The following is a 15,957-nucleotide window of genomic DNA, read 5'->3' as shown; positions in this document are numbered from 1 at the left end:
TGGGCGGAAAGCAGCACCGCGGTTCGGTGCTCCGGGCGTTAGAAGGCGGCAAACAGGACGCTGACGACCGGATGGGTCTTCCGCATGTTGACGATCTCGCGCGTGTGCGCGATGTCGTTGCCGCCGACGCCGCCGGTCGGCTTGACCGGCATGGCGTCGGCCTGCGCCGGAGTGAGCGCGGCGGACGGCTTCGTCAGATGCGTCGAGATGCGGCCGAAATGCACATTGCTGAGCTGGATCTGCGCGGCCAAGAGCCGTTTCAATTCGGTCATCGTCTCCACGAAGATCGCGCCGCGCTCGCGCGCCCGGCCGAAGATCTCCGCCGGCTCCATCGTCGGCCAGTCCAAGGGCAGATCGAGGATCGCCTTGACGGCATCGGCTATTGACGGCATGGCCATTTCGGTCGCCATCAGCTCGCGGTGGGCCGGCGTCATCTTCGTCAGCCGGGTCGTGAGCGTGTCCAGGTAATCCCGCGTGGTGAGACCGAACGCGACGTCGATGCGGGCTTGGTTCGGTGAGAACGTCGCATTCGGGCCATCGCGCACAACTCCGGCGATCGGGAACGAGAGGAGGTACTGCCGCATACGCATGAAGAACGCCGGTGAGAAGATCATCGTGCCGGCGTCGTTCTTGCGGCCGAGATCCCGATAGGCCTCGTAAAGTGCTAAGAGCCTGAGCGCCTGGATGTTGAGCTCCGTCCCGGTCGCGGGGTCGTCGAATGCGACGACGCCCGTTCGCAGGTCGTTCAGTGGACGCATGATGCCGGCGACAACATCGACGGTGCGGTTGACGAGCTCGTTGAACACGAGTTCCTCGCGCTCGCCGGTGAAGGTCAGCGGTGCATGGCGGTTCCTGAGCCAGCAGCCATCGTAATCTAGCATGGGCGAGATGCCGGCGGCTCCAGCCCAGGCGCAGAGCGCTTCGGTGAATCCGGAGACGGACAAAAGGCCATCGCCCGGCGGCGCCTTGACGGCCTGGGCGTGACGCTCGATCGAGGCGGCGATGAAGCCGAGTCGGCGGGTGATTTCGGCGGCCAACTCGCGATCGGCATTGGCGTGCGGGATCGCGTGCTGCTGAGCGCGGACCAGAATGCGGGCCGCCATCACGAGTTCGGCGACGGCGGCGGTGCTGGCTTCGATCGCGCCGTTGATCCGCGGCAGCTCGTCGCGGACGAACCAGTCGAGAATGAGCGCGAAGTCTTGGACGTTCGCAGCCGGACCGGTCCAGTGTTGTTCGGCCAGGTAGAGAGAGTGGGGCATACCAGCCGCCACCGGAACGAAGGTCGGCTGGCCGAGACCGCATGAAGTCAGGTGCGCTGTTGTCGCCGCGCTGAGCGCGGGCGTCGGAACGTTCGTCGGTGTCGGCGTCACGATGGAACTCCTCCGGGATGCGTCGATGCTTGCGGTCATGACGGGCATTCGCGCCGTCGAACATCGCGCCACCTTCGAAGAGTCCGAATCTAAAGTAATACGGAGATAGCGCCCCGTATTAAGGGCACTTCAATCTCTCGAATTCAAAGATAAACACCTCAGTTCTTAGGATAATTCCTGACGTCTATTGCATATCTTACAGAAGTAGCACGTTCTACACTTCGGTTTCTCAAATGGTGCTTCTTTTTACGTTGATTCATCAAACGTCGGTATTTTTGAAAATTTTTATAATCAAGTTGGATTTTGAAAGGAATTTTCTGGCGCAACCACCACTTGCAGGGCACGATGTCAGCAATGTTTTCGGGCGGAGCTGAGCTGTGAGCTTTGAAAAGGCCAAAACAATAACGTTTGCCCTGATGTATTTGACGGAAGCGCTCAAAAAGAAGGGGAAGAAGAAGCTATCCGCGAAAGAATTGGCGGTGGAAATCAACAAGTACTGGAGCGGAGACATTGATGGCGGCAAGATCAGCGCAATTTTGCGCGGCTGGCACCTGCCTCCGGAAGAGATAGAGGGCCTATATGAAGCGCTTCAGAAGCTAATCGAGGGACGTAAACTTAGGCTGGATCTATCCGACATCCCTCCGAGCTTGGCACTACGGCACGAACTACCGACGGTCTTTCAGAGTAACGACCCGCATGGGCTTCAAGGAGAACTCATCGGGGGCCTATCGTCGAAAATGGCCGGTCCATGGATATTCTATTATGTCTCGCCAATCGACCGAACAGGCAAGGCTGCATCGGAAATTCGGAGCACCGCTGCGTACATCTACCCCGCCACGCCTAACGCGAGATCGATGGACATCCGGATGATATCGAAGCATGGCCTCTGGAAAGGAACTCTGTTTGCGACCGAGCCACACCTATACGTCGTTATGCATGATATAGCGAAGAATGATCCCAAAAAGACCGAAACGACATTTTTCGTTGTCAACAGCCCGACCGCGAAACGTCCCTTTATTGCAGGCATAGGCACTGCCTTGATTCGCAGCAAACATCATGCCGTTCAACCCGTATTTGGCTTCTTGTTTTTCGGCGAGAAGGACATTTCCAAAAGCGATAAGGGTGCCGATCCTTTGGTCAAGAACTTCTTCGAAAGTTATCCCCCGCCCGAGACCGACCTAGAAAAGATTCGCTCGGAAATTTGCGTCAGCTATTCGTGGGTAGAATTTGGACAGAAGCGACAGGACCTCGCTGCGTATATCAAGACCCTTGAGGTTAACGGAGCTTCGTTGGACAACGCACCCCCTGTGCTGCACGTTCGGTGGCCTTAAGACTCCGCCGTTCGTGAGCTCCATCGGCACTGAACGATATTGCAGCGGCAATTTTTGGTTGATTCTAAACGAGATTGATCAGTCGCGGGGAACGTATGAAGCTCGACCTAAATGGCCTTCGCCAAGCCAAGACACCGTTTGAGTTTTTAGACAACGCGAAGCCAATAATTGATTCAGCGCTAACGAAGGTAATTGAGCGACTTCCGACGTGGGAAGCGGCTGAGCAGATGTCATCCATTGTTCAGCATGCGACGTTCGCTGGAGGCGGCGGCAAGAGACTCCGACCAGCATTGACGCTTCTTACCGCGCGCTGTTGTGGCACGCCACTTGAAGAAGTAATCGACTGTGCCGCAGCTGTTGAACTCATCCATGCCTACACCCTCATCATTGATGATATCCAAGATGGAGATGACATCAGGCGCGGCGAGCCAGCAACACATAGTAAGTTTGGCATTAACCTGAGTCTTCTCGCCGCCAGCGTCCTACTTATCGAAGGGACCAGTCTTCTTCAGGAAAAACTTCGAATACCGCCGCTGGTGCTTCGAGAGCTGTTGCATAAGCTACATGCCGGGCAAGAGGCAGATATCGAGTCGGCCAATTGGCCTGTTCCTAAGAGGACTCAAGAGTCCATGCAGTTTATTTTTTCTGGCAAGACTGGTGCGTTATTTGGGTTGTCATGTGTAGCCGGCCTTGGAGCTCAGGGTGCTGACGAAGAAATGGTCAGAGGTCTCGTCGATATTGGGAGCGAAATGGGAATTGTGTTTCAAGCGGTAGATGACTTATTAGAGGCAACCGGCGATTCTACCCAAACCGGGAAGCCGGTTCGTAAGGATCGCGCTCAGAAACTTACATTCATGAGTCTCTTTGCCGACCCGACCAGCGCTCGCGAGGAAATACAAAGAAGAAGGGTCGCATTAGAGGCGAAAATTCGCGAGAGTCTTCCGGGTGAGGGTGCCGGCTTCTTGATCGAGTTCTTGGAGGCCCTCGTTCACCGGTCTAGATAGTGATCGCAAGCGAATAGTCACGGCCATTCGAGACATGGACAACATGCGTCGCCTCGTTGAGGCGAACCGACAGGAGAGTACACGCCAACGTGGACATGTCGCACCGCATTTCGGTCTTGAGCATTCCTTCTTCCACTCCTCCGGATCAATCCGAGTGCTGTAGCTGCCCAATCAGTACGGCGGAGCATTGAGGTGCTGCCATAAACGGCTTCTTCCTCCGTGAGATGGCCGCTATAGTTTTGTTGTACAATCCTGTAAATGTACCAGCGTTTGGGAATTCCTGTCCTCCGGTCTAATCGACATCGTCGCGCACGATCTGATCAGGGACTGACCGCAACGCCTTCCGGGTCCGAAATTCGACCACGGCTCGCGCGCGACGCTTTCTCGCCAATGGATTGGGCTCGCGGAAGCATGAACCAGATCCAAGCCACGACCTGGAGCGCAAGATTGAGAGCAAAGGCTGTCCGATAGGCGATTTCGGGATAGTGTCCAGCTTGAGGCGTCCAATACTGAAGCACAACGCCGGTCGCGTATTGCACAACGAAGGCCGCGGCAATGTGGAACAGATTCAGCGCGCCGTTCGCTCGTCCGGCGATCTGTTTCGGAAAATACTCGGCCAAAATCGCAAAGCTCAGCACCGTAGCCGCGCCGACCGCCGCTACAACGGCCCACTGCAAATATGACGGCAACGGCAAGCGCAGGATCAACGCGAACTGAGTTGCAATAAACACAGCCGCAACCAGCCCAAGGAGCAGCTCCGGTCCAACACCGCGCCTTCGCAGCCGATCGGCAGCGACCCCAAGAAGAATGGCACCCAGGCTGAGCGCGACCGCCATCGCAAACAAATGAAATACCACGCCGGCGCGATCGAGGCCCTCAACGTCCTTGAGCCACTGCGCCGCCCAGAGCCCTTGGAGAGCCCAGGCCGTTCCAATGCAGGATGCCGAGAGCGGCGCAACGCGCCAGAATCGCGGATCGGCATAGACCTCTTTCAAACCGGCTGCGACCGCGCCGCCCGGAACTGCGGTCCTCTCGGGCACGATCAGATAAATCGTGACCGCACTGGCGACAGTCAGCCCGGCGAGCAGACCAAATAGTTGACGCCAACCAATCCAGTCGAGCAACAGGTCGGCCGGCAAGGTCGCCGTGACCGCACCCAGCGCGCCCAGCATCACCATCAAGCCGTTCAGGAGCGGGACGCGATCCCCGGGAAACCAGAGAACGAGCGCTTTCAATCCCGCCGTCATGGCAGAGGCAACACCCAGACCGATCAATGCCCGACCGAGCAGAAGCATCCAAAAATGGTCCGACACGGCGAACAGCGCAGAGCCGACCGCGGCGATCAACAACAACGCGCTCTGGACCCGCCGTGGCCCATATCGGTCCAATAGGATACCGATGGGTATCTGCGCGGCAGCGAAGGTCACGAAGTAAACCGACGTGAGCAAGCCAAGATCGTCGGCACCGAGCCCCAATTCCGTCGCCAGCGGAGCCGCCATCACCGCATTGATGGTCCGGAACAGATAGGCGATGTAGTAGCCAAAGACGAATGGTAGGAAGATGCGCAGGATCAGCGACCGCTTTTCCCCCGGATCCTTCGCCACCTGTCTCGGTGCCGTTAGCCAGGCTGGTAGAGACCGTCGTCGTGGGACCGCCCCCTCACCTTCATCGATCGCACGGCAGGTGGCGGAATCAGGGAACAGCGCCGCCTCGACGGCCCGCAAGCCCAACGTTGCCGCGTCCTCTCTGACAGCAGCAATGGGAACAGACACGCCGTCAGCCAAGCTCGGCGCCTGAACAACCGGCTCGCAAAGCCTGTCTTCCGTTCCTGATGGGTCTCCCTCATCAGCCGTCAAAGGAGCCGTCCTTGTCGCGCTCATCCTATCGATCGTCTCCCGAATGAGGGGAGTTCCGAGATCGACGCGCCTTCCAACCTGCGCGGCAAATTCTTCAAACCGCTCGGCCCCAAGCGCGCAGGCAGCCCTCTGCTCGCTCGCCGGCATCAGCGGGGTCACAGCAAGATGAAACCGGGCGTGAAGAGCAGCCGTCTCGTTCGCGATTCTGAGATTGCGATCGAGCTCCTCGAGTTGGCGGCTCAATCCAGCGAGGTGGCGCACTACAGTTGCCGTATCGTCAACTTCGCCTTCAGAGCCGAAGTAACGATCGAGGGCCGCTTCGACGACCGCCGATTTCGTGGCACGGGGATTTTTGGCCGCTTCTGCCAACCGCGCAGCCATGCCCTCGGAGAGGTAAACGCCAACTCTGGGTTTCATGAGAGAGACTTGGTCTGAGAGCGACTAGAGGGTCGTTAGTCGTGCAAACAAATTTCGCTGGCATCAGCGGTCTCGGCGTGAACTTCGGCGGACGAATTGTCCCAACATGCCTGTCGACAAGAGGCCAGCTCAATTCCTGGAAATCCGCGACGCCAGCTGCAACGCTCGACGGCGCCCAGGAAATTTTCGATTTGGGCATTGAAGGCGAGCGGCTCTTCCAGATTGATGGCGTGGCCGGTATTGGGGCAGATCCACAGACCTGCGTTGGGAAGAGCCGATTTGAGCATCAGGTTGGTTTCGAGGCAGCGGACGTCCTCGTCGCCGACGGCGAGCAATACCGGAACCTTCATATCCAAGAACTGATCGCGCAGATCATGCAATGATGGCCGCAAGGCTTGGCAAAGCGCCATCGTGTTCGACATTCCGAGCGCGGAGTGTTGACGCAGACGAACCACGAATTCGCGCCAGCTCTTCTGGTCCTTGTACTTGAGCTGAATGCGAGCCGGACCGCGTGCCATCCGCTCGGACATCGAGACCATTCCGTGCTCGATAAAGATCCGCGCGAGAACCGACGTTTCCCTCAACCAGGCCTCTCGCTGAGAGAGATGAGAGCCAGATCCAACGCTTGCTGCGACAATCGCGCTGGCTTTTTCCGGATAGCGTAGACCAAACTGCAAGGCCGCATATCCGCCCATGCTCAAGCCGACCAAATGGGCGCATTCGATCTTGAGATCCCGCATCACGGCGGCGATGTCGTCGACGGCGAACTGCCAGCGATACAAAGATGCATCTTCGGGGACATCACTAGGTGGGTAGCCTCGGGCATTGTAGGCAATGCAACGGTAACCGCGGGAAAAATGGCGAAGCTGGTTCTCCCACCCACGAAGGTCCGATGCGAATTCATGGATGAAGATGATCGGATAACCGTGACCACTCTCCTCGAAATAGAGCTTCGCCCCGTAAGCTTCGACATATGGCATCGCTTCTCGTCCCCATCCGCAACCGCGCATCCGGATGCAGAAACGGAAAAGCAGATCGCATTGCAATCGATCGGCCCTTGGGATCGTGTCTTTGCGTAGCATGGCGTGGAATCACCGATGCGCAGGGAGCAATCGCAGTCGGCAGGGCCCAATGTCTTGTCGTCCTCACTGGGCGCGTCAGAGTCCAAGCCCACGCTTTCGACCAAAACTCCAATCGACTCCGCCACTCGGCAGCATGACACCTGAGACTTGCCGACCAAGTTGCTGTTCCAGCGCCGGGCGCCAGGGCACGAGCTGGAAGCCGAGGCCATCGTCGATCATCGCGAACCGGCCTGAGCTCAAGGTGACCCGCTGCCGGTAGATCCCGGCCACGTGGTCGCCCTCCGCTGATGGGCGGTAGACGAGTCCGGTTTCAGCAACAATCTTCCCGGTCGCGTCGTTCAGCTCTCTGCCTCGCAATGTATTGAGCAGATCCCGTGCGAACACGACGCGCTGTCCCTGCCGTCGGGCGAGCCCTTCACCGGTGAGATGCTCGGCGCGATGGTCCATCGCCTCTCGGACCTCGTTCCCGAAACCACCTCCCATCACGGCCGGCTCGCGCGCGAGAATCTGGCGATCCAACCACGTCGCGCCCGGCGCCCTGATCTGCTGCGCAAGAGTGAGGTCCGACCGGGTCGCCAGCGAAAGCCTCTTCCGGCCCTGGGCGTCCTCATAGGCGCGCGCCTCGACGATCGCTCCAGGCGCGGCATCACCGGCGAATTCAAGGTCCGCGAATTGAAGATGGTGCGTCCTGCCATCGATCCCCTCAACGATGGCATAGGCGGAACCTTTCAACTCGTCGTGCAAACCACGCTCCACCAGGCGGCCGAGCACGGGGTCGCTGGGGTCGTCGCCATGGAGGGCAAAGGCTGCAACATCGGGCTCGCGGCCGGCCCCGGTCATGACCCGGTGCATGGTCTTGATGATATCGCCGCGAATCCCGAGATCGCGCAGGGTCGGCTCGAGGCCCGGCTTCAACGTCCAGCAAGCCGGGGCGACCCGTTCGGCCAAGCCCAGGCGTTCAAGCTTGTCGGCTCGGCCAAGCAGGAGCCGGCGTAGCCCGGGATCCAAGTCAGGCGCACCAGGACGGAGGTCGGCAATCCCGGCACCCTCGTCCGCGATATTGCGCAAGGCGCGGTCGAGGCTGGTCCAGCGTTCGGCTTCGACTTCGCGCTCCAGCGCGGACTGGATCTCCCGCTCGCTGCGCGGCCCGAGCTCCATGGTGACGCGTTCAGCGGCGCGGTCGCGGAAGCCACGGCTGATATAGGCACGGCTGATGACGAGATCCTCGCCATCATCCGCACGTCCTCGGATCAGAACGTGGACATGCGGATTGTCGGTATTCCAATGATCGACCGCCACCCAATCGAGCTTCGTTCCGAGGTCGCGCTCGACATCATCAAGCAGTTCACGCGTGAACGTGCGCAAGTTCTCCAGCTCGGCGGCGTCTTCCGGCGAAATTATGAAACGAAAGTGATGCCGGTCATCCTTGCAGCGCTCAGTGAAGGCGCGCTCGTCGGCCACTTCCGAATTCGCGTCGAACATCCGGGCATCTTCGCCGTCTCGGGCAACTCCCTCCCGTTTCAGATACTTGATGTGCTTCGGGAGCGGCGCCGAGCGGAAGCGGCTGCCCTGGTGACGCACGACACGCGCCTTCATCACCACGCGACGGGAGTTCGACCGCAGCTGGATGGAGATCGCAGCACGCCGGCCGCGGCCGAACCGGGAGCGGCTCCTGCCCTGGCTTGATCGGAAGCTATCGCCAACATGCCCCGCCCTCTTTGCGGCCCGCATGACCTCGCCGACGAATGTCTGCGGACGCCGGGCACCACGGTTGCCGTGGTTGATCCGTCCAGGCCGGACGCGCAAATCATCATCGCGCGTTGTCATGGCGCAAAACCGCCTTGTATAACGGGGCGATGGCGCTCGCAGCCTTGATTTCCTTTGAGAAAATATCGACAGCGCCAGCAATGGCCATTGCTGCCGTGACCAAAATCTCCCGCACGACCAACCACATAGGCCGGACCGACGGCCGGCCTTTTCCCTTGCCATCCACGGTCGGTCTTCCCCTGCTCCCCCGTTGCTACCCTCGGACTCGCGACAACTTTCGAAAACCTGCGACGGAATGCGATTTCGATCATCGTGACCTCATCTCGCCGGTCCCGTGCACGAACAGGCTGCCAGAGTGGGGTACGAGCGCCGACAGGTCGACGATGCCGTGGGCGCGTGGCGAGCGGTTTGGACGCTTGTCAGCCCACGAGCTACCTTTCGGTGAGATGCCGGCGGCGCGCGCCGCGAACAGTGAAGAGTTGGCCGAGGCAAACGACTTTGCAACAGCACCAGTCGGCATGTTGTCCTGCGCACGGTTGATCATCGGTGCGAGCGTTGCGACGTACGCTTGCGTCTCATCCGGCAGCGGTCGACCTGTCGCCAGATGACGCTCGTAACGTCCAGGTCCCGCATTGTAGGCAGCCAGAAACCCGGGCGCGCTGTAGCGATCGTAGAGTTCGCGGATGTATGCAGCGCCGGCCAAGATGTTGTCCCTGACATCATACGGATCGGCTCCGAGACCGTAGCGAGCGCGCAATTCGGTCCAGGTCTTTGGCATGATCTGCATCAGGCCCATGGCGCCTTTGGATGACCGTGCGCGCTGTCTTGCGCTGCTTTCGACGTGCATCACCGCACGTATCCAATGTTCCGGCACACCGAAACGTTTGGACGCTTCGGTAACGAGTGCCGCGAAGGGACGGACGGATAAATCGTTCGGCCGCCGTTTAGCCGACGACTCCTGCGAGGCGTGTGCCGCGCCGCCCGACAGCATCGATGCTGCCAAGATCACTACGATGCACAGCATCGTCCCGAGAGATCGCAAGGCTGCCATCGTGCTCGCGGCCGCCAAGGGTGAAGCGCTGGCGCGCCGCCCTAGACCGACGCTGCGCGCGGCGGCCGTGCAAGTCTTGGCCGGAAAGGAGGAATGGTCCGTGGTTTGACCGAACGAAGGAATGACGGAAGATTTACAGTCTTGCGGCAAGGTCATTCCTCCTCGCCGGTCCAAAGAGGCTCCGCCGTTCCGAGGATCGCGCTCGTCGGCAGCACACCGAAATATCGCCCGTCGAAAGAGTCCGCGGACTGCCAGTTCATGAGGAAGATTTCGCCGTCGGCGATGACGTGACAGCCCTGCCAGACGGGCAGCAGTCGACCGCTACTGTCATGCTCGCGCGCCGTACCGATCTCGATCTTGTCGACCGTAATCGCGAGTTGATCTCGGCAAACTGTCTGCCCAGGAAGCGCCAGCACGCGCTTCAGCAGGGGAATGCCCCGCGGCAGATAGCTGCGATCTGCCAGGAATGTCGCCAGAGGTTCAGGCGACTGCACCACGACAAGCGTGGTGACGGCTAGTCTGCCGGTGGGGCGCAATCGGTAAAGACCGATTGGCACGCTTCCGGACGCGTTCCATATGTAACGAGGCGAGGGTTTAGCCGCGATCGTGGACACCACGACCACGGCGGCGCCCAGCATCGTCAAAAGCGTCGCCAGGCGGCCGGTCACGGCGCAACCCTCCGCCGACGCAGCCAGGCCCGATGACGCCCAAGCGTGTAAAGCCGCGGCACTTCGTTGACGGACAGACGATTGTGGACGTGGTGCCAGTAGTCGGGCGCGGCGTCGGCCGGATCGATGCCGAGCGCCTCGACGGCATCGACAATCTGCAGCACGCGTTCGACCTTGGGCCAACCGGACAGCCGCAAAAGGACGTCGCCGCCGGGACGCACATAGGGCACGGTTGCGCAGCGCTGGCCGGGGGCAACCGCGCGCAGAATGTCGATGCGCGAGATAACGGTGCCGAAGTCGTTTGAAGCCCAGCGCACAAACGCAAAGATGTTGCCCGGCGCAAACGACAGGATCCGCCGCCGCTTGTCGAGAATCTGTTCCCCGGCGGCGTGGCCGAAGCGTATCCAGTTCTCGATGCGCTTCTCGAGCCAAAGGAGTTCGACAAGGGTGAGATCACTCATGACGGCTCGCCTTCTGCAGAGAAGGATTGGCGAGCCTCAACGCCATTAGTTGCGGCGTGTGTCGTCTTACCGCTGGTATTCGTGTCGAACAGCGCAGCGGTGATACGCTGGACGCGAATGACTTCCGGTTATCCTCGGCGGTGAAAAACAGGTGGTCCGTTAGAAAGAATCCGAAGGATTCTAGGTTAGTAAAGTTACGGGCGCGGAAAGATGTTGATCGCCAGGACCTTACGACCGATTTTGGTCCCCGATAGCACGAGGATCGGGTCCCCGATAGCACGCGAGTCGCGGTCCCTGATAGCACGAGATGATTCACAGCTTGTCCCCAGATCCGGTTGCGAGGCCGCGACGGCGCAGAGCAGCCGCCAGCGGATCGACAGGAATGGGCGTGAAGTTGAGGCGCTCGACGCCGCGCAGGTCGCGCTCGATGACGAGCCGATAACCGGGCAGCGTCTGACGGCGGACGATCTCTCGGAGGTCGTAGGCGAAGTGTTTGAGCGGCGAGAGGCTGCCGGACTTGCCGTGAAGATGGATGAGGTCAAAACTCCAGCCGCCTTCCTGGCGACCGCCGTGCTTGCGTACGAGCCGATACAGCCAACGCTCCAAGCCGCCGGTCAGATCGAAATACGCCCGGTCGATGGTGAGCACGAGCGCTTCGTTCAGCACGCCGGCGTAGAACCAGTCCGGCAGAATTAGCTCGAGCCCGCGGGCCTGGCCGTGCATGTCGGCCGTCTCCTTCCATTCGTTGATCCAGGAGAAGCGGTGCCTCCGGCGCTCGGTCGGCTGGCGGATCGAGGTCATGACGGTCGTCGATTGCAGCCGGTCGAGCGCGGCTTTGAGCCGGTCGTAGTCGCGCGCGCTGGTGCCGCGGCCGACGAAGGTCAGGATTTCGTACGGCGTTGCCGCCATCAGGCGGGACGTCTTCAGTCCGCCATCGCGAGCTTCGACGATTTGGGAAGCAGCCCAGATCAGGACGTCGGCGTCCCAAATAGTCGCCATGCCATGCTCTGGAACGGCTTCGACACGAATGGTGATCTCGCCGGCGCGGAAGTCGATCGGAACGGTGCGCTTGGACTTGGCGAGCGAAAAGAAGGGATAGGCCATAAGGTCCTGCGCATCGCGGGCTGCGAGATCGCCGGGAAGCGCGCGAAACAGATCAAGCTGCTCGCGCTCCGAGGTCCGCGCGCGTCGCATCGGCATCGGTCGCTCCCGTGCCATCAGCGACGTGCTCGACCGGCATACGGGAGCGGAGCGGCATGCCGCTTGGCGGGCAAGACGGTGCCGGCCCCAGGATCGGAAGTGGAGGTCTTGGACCCGCGGTCTGCCCAAGCCTTCAGATCTTCCAGAGCGTAGACAACACGTCCGCCGAGTTTTCGATAAGCGGGGCCGGTACCGTAGGTCCGGTGCTTCTCCAGCGTCCGGCCTGAGAGGCTGAGGAATCGCGCAGCCTCGGGCGTGCGCAGGTAACGAGGCGGCAAGCCGGCGTTCGGATCGGGCATTTGAGAGGCTCCGTGATGTCGTGGAGCGCCGGCAAGGTCGGCGGCGCGTCAGGGGTCACGATGGCGGAGCGGACACGCGAAGGGGGATGCCGAAGATCAGGGGGTGGATTTTCGATACCCCTTGGGAACGATGAGCTACTTCTTGCGACGCGATTGCCGCAGCAGCTCGCGATAGCCACCGCGCATCAGGGCAAAACCGCTTTGCACGAGCCGAATGGTCCGATTGCGCAGATCGTGGGTTTTCCAGTCGTGCTCGGGAATGCGTTTGGTGCCGAACAAGACTTCCGCGATCACGCGGTAAGTATTCCCGCCCATTCGCGCATCGAGTGCGCGGAGAGCCAGCGCCAATCGTTGACGCCGCTGGGACGACAAAGTGTGGAATGGCGGGCCGGGCGGCTTGCCATTGAGCGCGCGCCATAGCCGGCGGGCTGCATGTGCCCGCATCTCGAAATTATCGTCCAGCGGCAGCTCGACAACATAGGCCGATGTCGTCAGCGGCGGCTCTTTCAGCCAAAACCGATGTTCGACACCACGCATCCGCAGCACCGCATGCCAGCCGTCCGGCGCCTGCCGGATCTCGCGGTCGGAGAGAGCGTTCAGATCAAGCGTCACCGACGTGCCGAGCGAAGGCGGCAGCGTCTGGGTCAAAGGAACGACGGTCGGCAAAGCCTCCGGCGCCCAGAACACGGTTTGTTCGTGAAAGGACCCTTCGGGGTCAGCCGCGAAAGCAGACGCCCCATCTCCTTCTGAAGCCGGCGGTTACACCGTCATCATGCCCGGTGATCTCGCCGTACTCGCGCTGATAGTGCGGATTGCGGCGCAGACATTCCCAGGCAAAGCCGGTGATTCCGGCCTCCTCTTGCGCACGTTTGTAGGTTTCCGGCGACTCCCAATCGAAAACGGGCATTGCTTCTCATCCCCAAGAGCAGGATTGCAATGCAATAATTCCGACGATCAACCGTTGCGGGAAGTCCCCCAGTGCGCATCATGCGATGCGAAGGGGGATCACAACCTCAGGGAGGTTTTGTGCTGGGAACAGGGCGTCCCGAAGCTGATTTTTCTAACTAAGCGCACCGCCGCGCAGTAGATGTCGGTAGCCATGCTCAGTCATCCATTTCGCGCGCGCCAGGTGGCTATCGAAAGCCTGTCGTGCACGACCAGGTTCACGATCAGGGTCAATGTGCAGCACGATCCGGGCGACCTTTCGCCAGTCGGCTTTGGCCGCATCGGCGTCGAGCAGACGAAGGTACGTGATGATGTGCTGCTCATCGTACACCGTCAGCGCGGCGTCGGTCGGCGCCGAATCTTCGACATGGGGATCGAGAGGCGGCTTCTGCATTGGGCATCCTGCGCGGCTTCAAACGGGTCTTCGAACGAAGAGCGGCACGTCAGACAATCACCAAAATGCTTTCAAGAGGCTGCCACATTCCGTCCGAACTTGCCACGGCGCGATGCACCACGAGCACCGCCGGGGTTGCGCACCAGCATCACCCCTTCGCCCTGTTCGGAGGCCAAAAATACGATTCCCGCGTTCTCGAGTGCGCGATGCACCTGACCACGCGTGTCCTCTCGCACCTTGAGCCCACTTTCGGACTCCAGGCGTTTGAGGGCCGTTAGTGCGACCAGGGCCTTGTCAGCGAGCATCTCTTGCGTCCAACCGAGAAGCGCGCGTGCGGCCCGCACCTGGCGGGAAGTGATCATGCATGGATCACCTCCGCCCGTAGCGAGCTAAACGCCACTAATACGACCATAATAGTCGTCTTGTGCCGCTAGACCAGCGATTTTTCAGCGTTGTCGTTGCTCGGAACGGTCGCTTGAGAGGTGCTGATTCGCACCCTGTCCGGTCGACACATGACGTCTGGATGGGTGTCAGGCCGGCTCGCGAACACGCGGTTGGTTAAGCCTAATGAGTTCACGTCCTGGCAAAAGCCGGGAAGCCGAAATCGCGATTGCTCCTCTCGATCGGGCGGGACCATCCCGCGCGCGAAAACGCCCCGCTCCGGAGAGCGAGGCGTCTTTCTTCGGCCGGCTCAATCGCCGTTGGGCTTGCGGCTGCGGGACCAGATCAGGGTGTAGGTCTCGGCGCCTTCGTCGTCGAAGAGGTTCGCGTAGATCGGCGCATTGAAGCTCGGATCGTCGAGCTTGACCGACAGATAATCGCGGCCCTCGTTGGAGCGCTTGGGCCACGCGGCTCCGATCTCAGCACGACCCACGTAGACCCGGTGGCTCGGCGCATTGTCGTTGGTCCGGTCTGTCTCGGGGACGATGCGGACGCCCTTGGTCTGGAGGCTCAGGGTGACGATCTCGCCCTGGAATTCCTGGCCGGATTTCTTGAAAGAGCCGATGTTTGCCATGTCACTTTTCCTTGGTGTTTTCGAGCTCCGCGACCACCGCGGCCTCGATGGCGATCTGAAAGCCGAAGGCGATCGACGCCGCACCCACTCGGGCCGCAGCGCAGCGGAGGATGGCGGCGGCGAGACTTTCTTGCCTCGCGAGGAATGGGCAAAGCCCAGGGGAAGAAAGTCTCACCGCCGCCATTGTGGTTCAGGCGATCGAGGCGTAGCCGGCCTTCGGCCAGATCGAGCCAATGAGAGGCCAGGTGCTCGCGCGCGCTGAACAGCATTTAGGAAACGTGCCAGCTGGCGATCGGCCTAAACAAGAGGCCCGACATTTCGGGCGAAGGAAGAGATAACCTGGCGTGAAGAAAGGCGACCCGTGTCGTCGAAATAGACCAAGCCGCACGCACAGGGTCGGGTCACCGCTGAGTCAAAGGCTCCCGTAGAGATCCAGCGAAGCGCGCGAGGGACCACAAGGTCCCCATCATGCCGAAGAGAGCGCTTACCCAGCCGATCCCAAACGAACGGACGATGGAGCCTCTGAGTCACCTGCTCGTGGCCGCTGGCCCCATCGGTGGCTGAGGTGGGGCCGGCTTAGCACCACGTCTCGAAAAGCGGGTTTCCCTGCGATCGACATGCGCGCCCAGGTGGTACAACTGACGGAGATGGCACCAAAGACGGCGAATGCCTCGCGCCACCATTCAGAGGGCACGCCGAGATGGGCAAACGCGAGGGTCACATCGTAGCCGGCGCGGGCCGCGGGAACTGCAAACAACAGCCCAATGACAAGGCGGACAAAGGGTGAGCGCGCGACCGAGAAAGCGTATTGACCGGCGGCAAGTGTGAGCCCAGCAGCGGCAAAACCAATGACGATGGCGCCGAACGGTCCTGCTCCAACTTGAATTGAATAGATCCCCACTGTGACACCAGCGAAAAACGGTACCGCATAGACGGCAAGCGTGAACAGTGCCCAACAGAATAGGCCGAGCCCAGCAATATTGAGAAGAACGCCGATGACGATCATGGTGATGGCTCCCGTGACAAAGGTTGCAGGGTCGCGCCTTCCACCACCACCATGGCGCGGTCCTAGGGATAGCCGATCTCGCCCCTTTTTG

The 15,957-nt window shown here is 60.6% G+C and carries 17 protein-coding genes; 2 read left to right on the top strand and 15 right to left on the bottom strand.

The window, feature by feature from the left end; all coding sequences use genetic code 11:
* Window positions 1–38: 38 nt before the first annotated feature.
* Window positions 39–1,259 carry a hypothetical protein gene (locus tag ACQR2C_RS14435; RefSeq protein WP_434881432.1) on the bottom strand — a complete coding sequence of 407 codons (1,221 nt, stop codon included), beginning with the start codon at window positions 1,257–1,259 and terminating at the stop codon, window positions 39–41.
* A 488-nt stretch (window positions 1,260–1,747) separates the two neighbouring features.
* Between ACQR2C_RS14435 and ACQR2C_RS14430 the strand changes: the two genes are divergently transcribed.
* Window positions 1,748–2,701 carry a hypothetical protein gene (locus ACQR2C_RS14430; RefSeq protein ID WP_434881431.1) on the top strand — a complete coding sequence of 318 codons (954 nt, stop codon included), beginning with the start codon at window positions 1,748–1,750 and terminating at the stop codon, window positions 2,699–2,701.
* A 95-nt stretch (window positions 2,702–2,796) separates the two neighbouring features.
* Window positions 2,797–3,705 (top strand): polyprenyl synthetase family protein, encoded by a 909-nt coding sequence (locus tag ACQR2C_RS14425; protein WP_434881430.1) that lies wholly within the window; start codon window positions 2,797–2,799, stop codon window positions 3,703–3,705.
* A 320-nt stretch (window positions 3,706–4,025) separates the two neighbouring features.
* Here ACQR2C_RS14425 and ACQR2C_RS14420 read toward each other — a convergent pair whose 3' ends face one another.
* The 14 genes from ACQR2C_RS14420 to ACQR2C_RS14355 form a co-directional block, all read right to left on the bottom strand.
* Window positions 4,026–5,978, bottom strand: a complete 1,953-nt coding sequence (locus ACQR2C_RS14420) for an MFS transporter (protein WP_434881429.1) — start codon at window positions 5,976–5,978, stop codon at window positions 4,026–4,028.
* A 35-nt stretch (window positions 5,979–6,013) separates the two neighbouring features.
* Entirely contained in the window at window positions 6,014–7,060 is a 1,047-nt protein-coding gene (locus ACQR2C_RS14415) for an alpha/beta fold hydrolase (RefSeq protein ID WP_434881428.1), read from the bottom strand.
* Window positions 7,061–7,135: 75 nt separating this feature from the next.
* Complete coding sequence (locus ACQR2C_RS14410; protein WP_434881427.1) at window positions 7,136–8,887, bottom strand: relaxase/mobilization nuclease domain-containing protein; 1,752 nt, start codon at window positions 8,885–8,887, stop codon at window positions 7,136–7,138.
* A gap of 247 nt (window positions 8,888–9,134) precedes the next feature.
* Window positions 9,135–10,034, bottom strand: coding sequence for a lytic transglycosylase domain-containing protein (locus tag ACQR2C_RS14405; protein ID WP_434881426.1), 900 nt, complete (start codon window positions 10,032–10,034; stop codon window positions 9,135–9,137).
* On the bottom strand, window positions 10,031–10,546 hold the full coding sequence (locus ACQR2C_RS14400; protein ID WP_434881425.1) for a S26 family signal peptidase: 516 nt from the start codon (window positions 10,544–10,546) through the stop codon (window positions 10,031–10,033). Before ACQR2C_RS14400 ends, ACQR2C_RS14405 begins: the two co-directional genes overlap by 4 nt.
* Window positions 10,543–11,007 carry a DUF2840 domain-containing protein gene (locus tag ACQR2C_RS14395; RefSeq protein ID WP_434881424.1) on the bottom strand — a complete coding sequence of 155 codons (465 nt, stop codon included), beginning with the start codon at window positions 11,005–11,007 and terminating at the stop codon, window positions 10,543–10,545. The genes ACQR2C_RS14400 and ACQR2C_RS14395 overlap by 4 nt, the downstream gene beginning before the upstream one ends.
* A gap of 312 nt (window positions 11,008–11,319) precedes the next feature.
* Window positions 11,320–12,201: a replication initiator protein A gene (locus ACQR2C_RS14390; RefSeq protein WP_434881499.1), complete on the bottom strand. Its 882-nt coding sequence runs from the start codon at window positions 12,199–12,201 to the stop codon at window positions 11,320–11,322.
* 23 nt (window positions 12,202–12,224) lie between these two features.
* Complete coding sequence (locus tag ACQR2C_RS14385; RefSeq protein WP_316234514.1) at window positions 12,225–12,506, bottom strand: helix-turn-helix transcriptional regulator; 282 nt, start codon at window positions 12,504–12,506, stop codon at window positions 12,225–12,227.
* Window positions 12,507–12,641: 135 nt separating this feature from the next.
* Window positions 12,642–13,193, bottom strand: a complete 552-nt coding sequence (locus ACQR2C_RS14380; protein WP_434881423.1) for a DUF2285 domain-containing protein — start codon at window positions 13,191–13,193, stop codon at window positions 12,642–12,644.
* Between the two features lie 28 nt (window positions 13,194–13,221).
* Window positions 13,222–13,413: a transcriptional regulator domain-containing protein gene (locus ACQR2C_RS14375; RefSeq protein ID WP_434881422.1), complete on the bottom strand. Its 192-nt coding sequence runs from the start codon at window positions 13,411–13,413 to the stop codon at window positions 13,222–13,224.
* A gap of 153 nt (window positions 13,414–13,566) precedes the next feature.
* Complete coding sequence (locus ACQR2C_RS14370; RefSeq protein WP_434881421.1) at window positions 13,567–13,845, bottom strand: DNA -binding domain-containing protein; 279 nt, start codon at window positions 13,843–13,845, stop codon at window positions 13,567–13,569.
* Window positions 13,846–13,916: 71 nt separating this feature from the next.
* The gene (locus ACQR2C_RS14365) at window positions 13,917–14,207 is read right to left on the bottom strand and encodes an XRE family transcriptional regulator (RefSeq protein ID WP_316227985.1); all 291 of its coding nucleotides are present in this window, start codon (window positions 14,205–14,207) and stop codon (window positions 13,917–13,919) included.
* 329 nt (window positions 14,208–14,536) lie between these two features.
* The gene (locus ACQR2C_RS14360; protein WP_316234518.1) at window positions 14,537–14,860 is read right to left on the bottom strand and encodes a DUF736 domain-containing protein; all 324 of its coding nucleotides are present in this window, start codon (window positions 14,858–14,860) and stop codon (window positions 14,537–14,539) included.
* A 484-nt stretch (window positions 14,861–15,344) separates the two neighbouring features.
* Window positions 15,345–15,866 carry a hypothetical protein gene (locus ACQR2C_RS14355; RefSeq protein WP_434881420.1) on the bottom strand — a complete coding sequence of 174 codons (522 nt, stop codon included), beginning with the start codon at window positions 15,864–15,866 and terminating at the stop codon, window positions 15,345–15,347.
* Between the last annotated feature and the right edge of the window lie 91 nt (window positions 15,867–15,957).

It is taken from the genome of Bradyrhizobium sp. HKCCYLRH3061 (assembly GCF_051168015.1).
Lineage (GTDB): Bacteria > Pseudomonadota > Alphaproteobacteria > Rhizobiales > Xanthobacteraceae > Bradyrhizobium.
The sequence above is the reverse complement of the archived record's forward strand: the minus strand, read 5'-3'. Positions and strand labels throughout refer to the sequence as shown.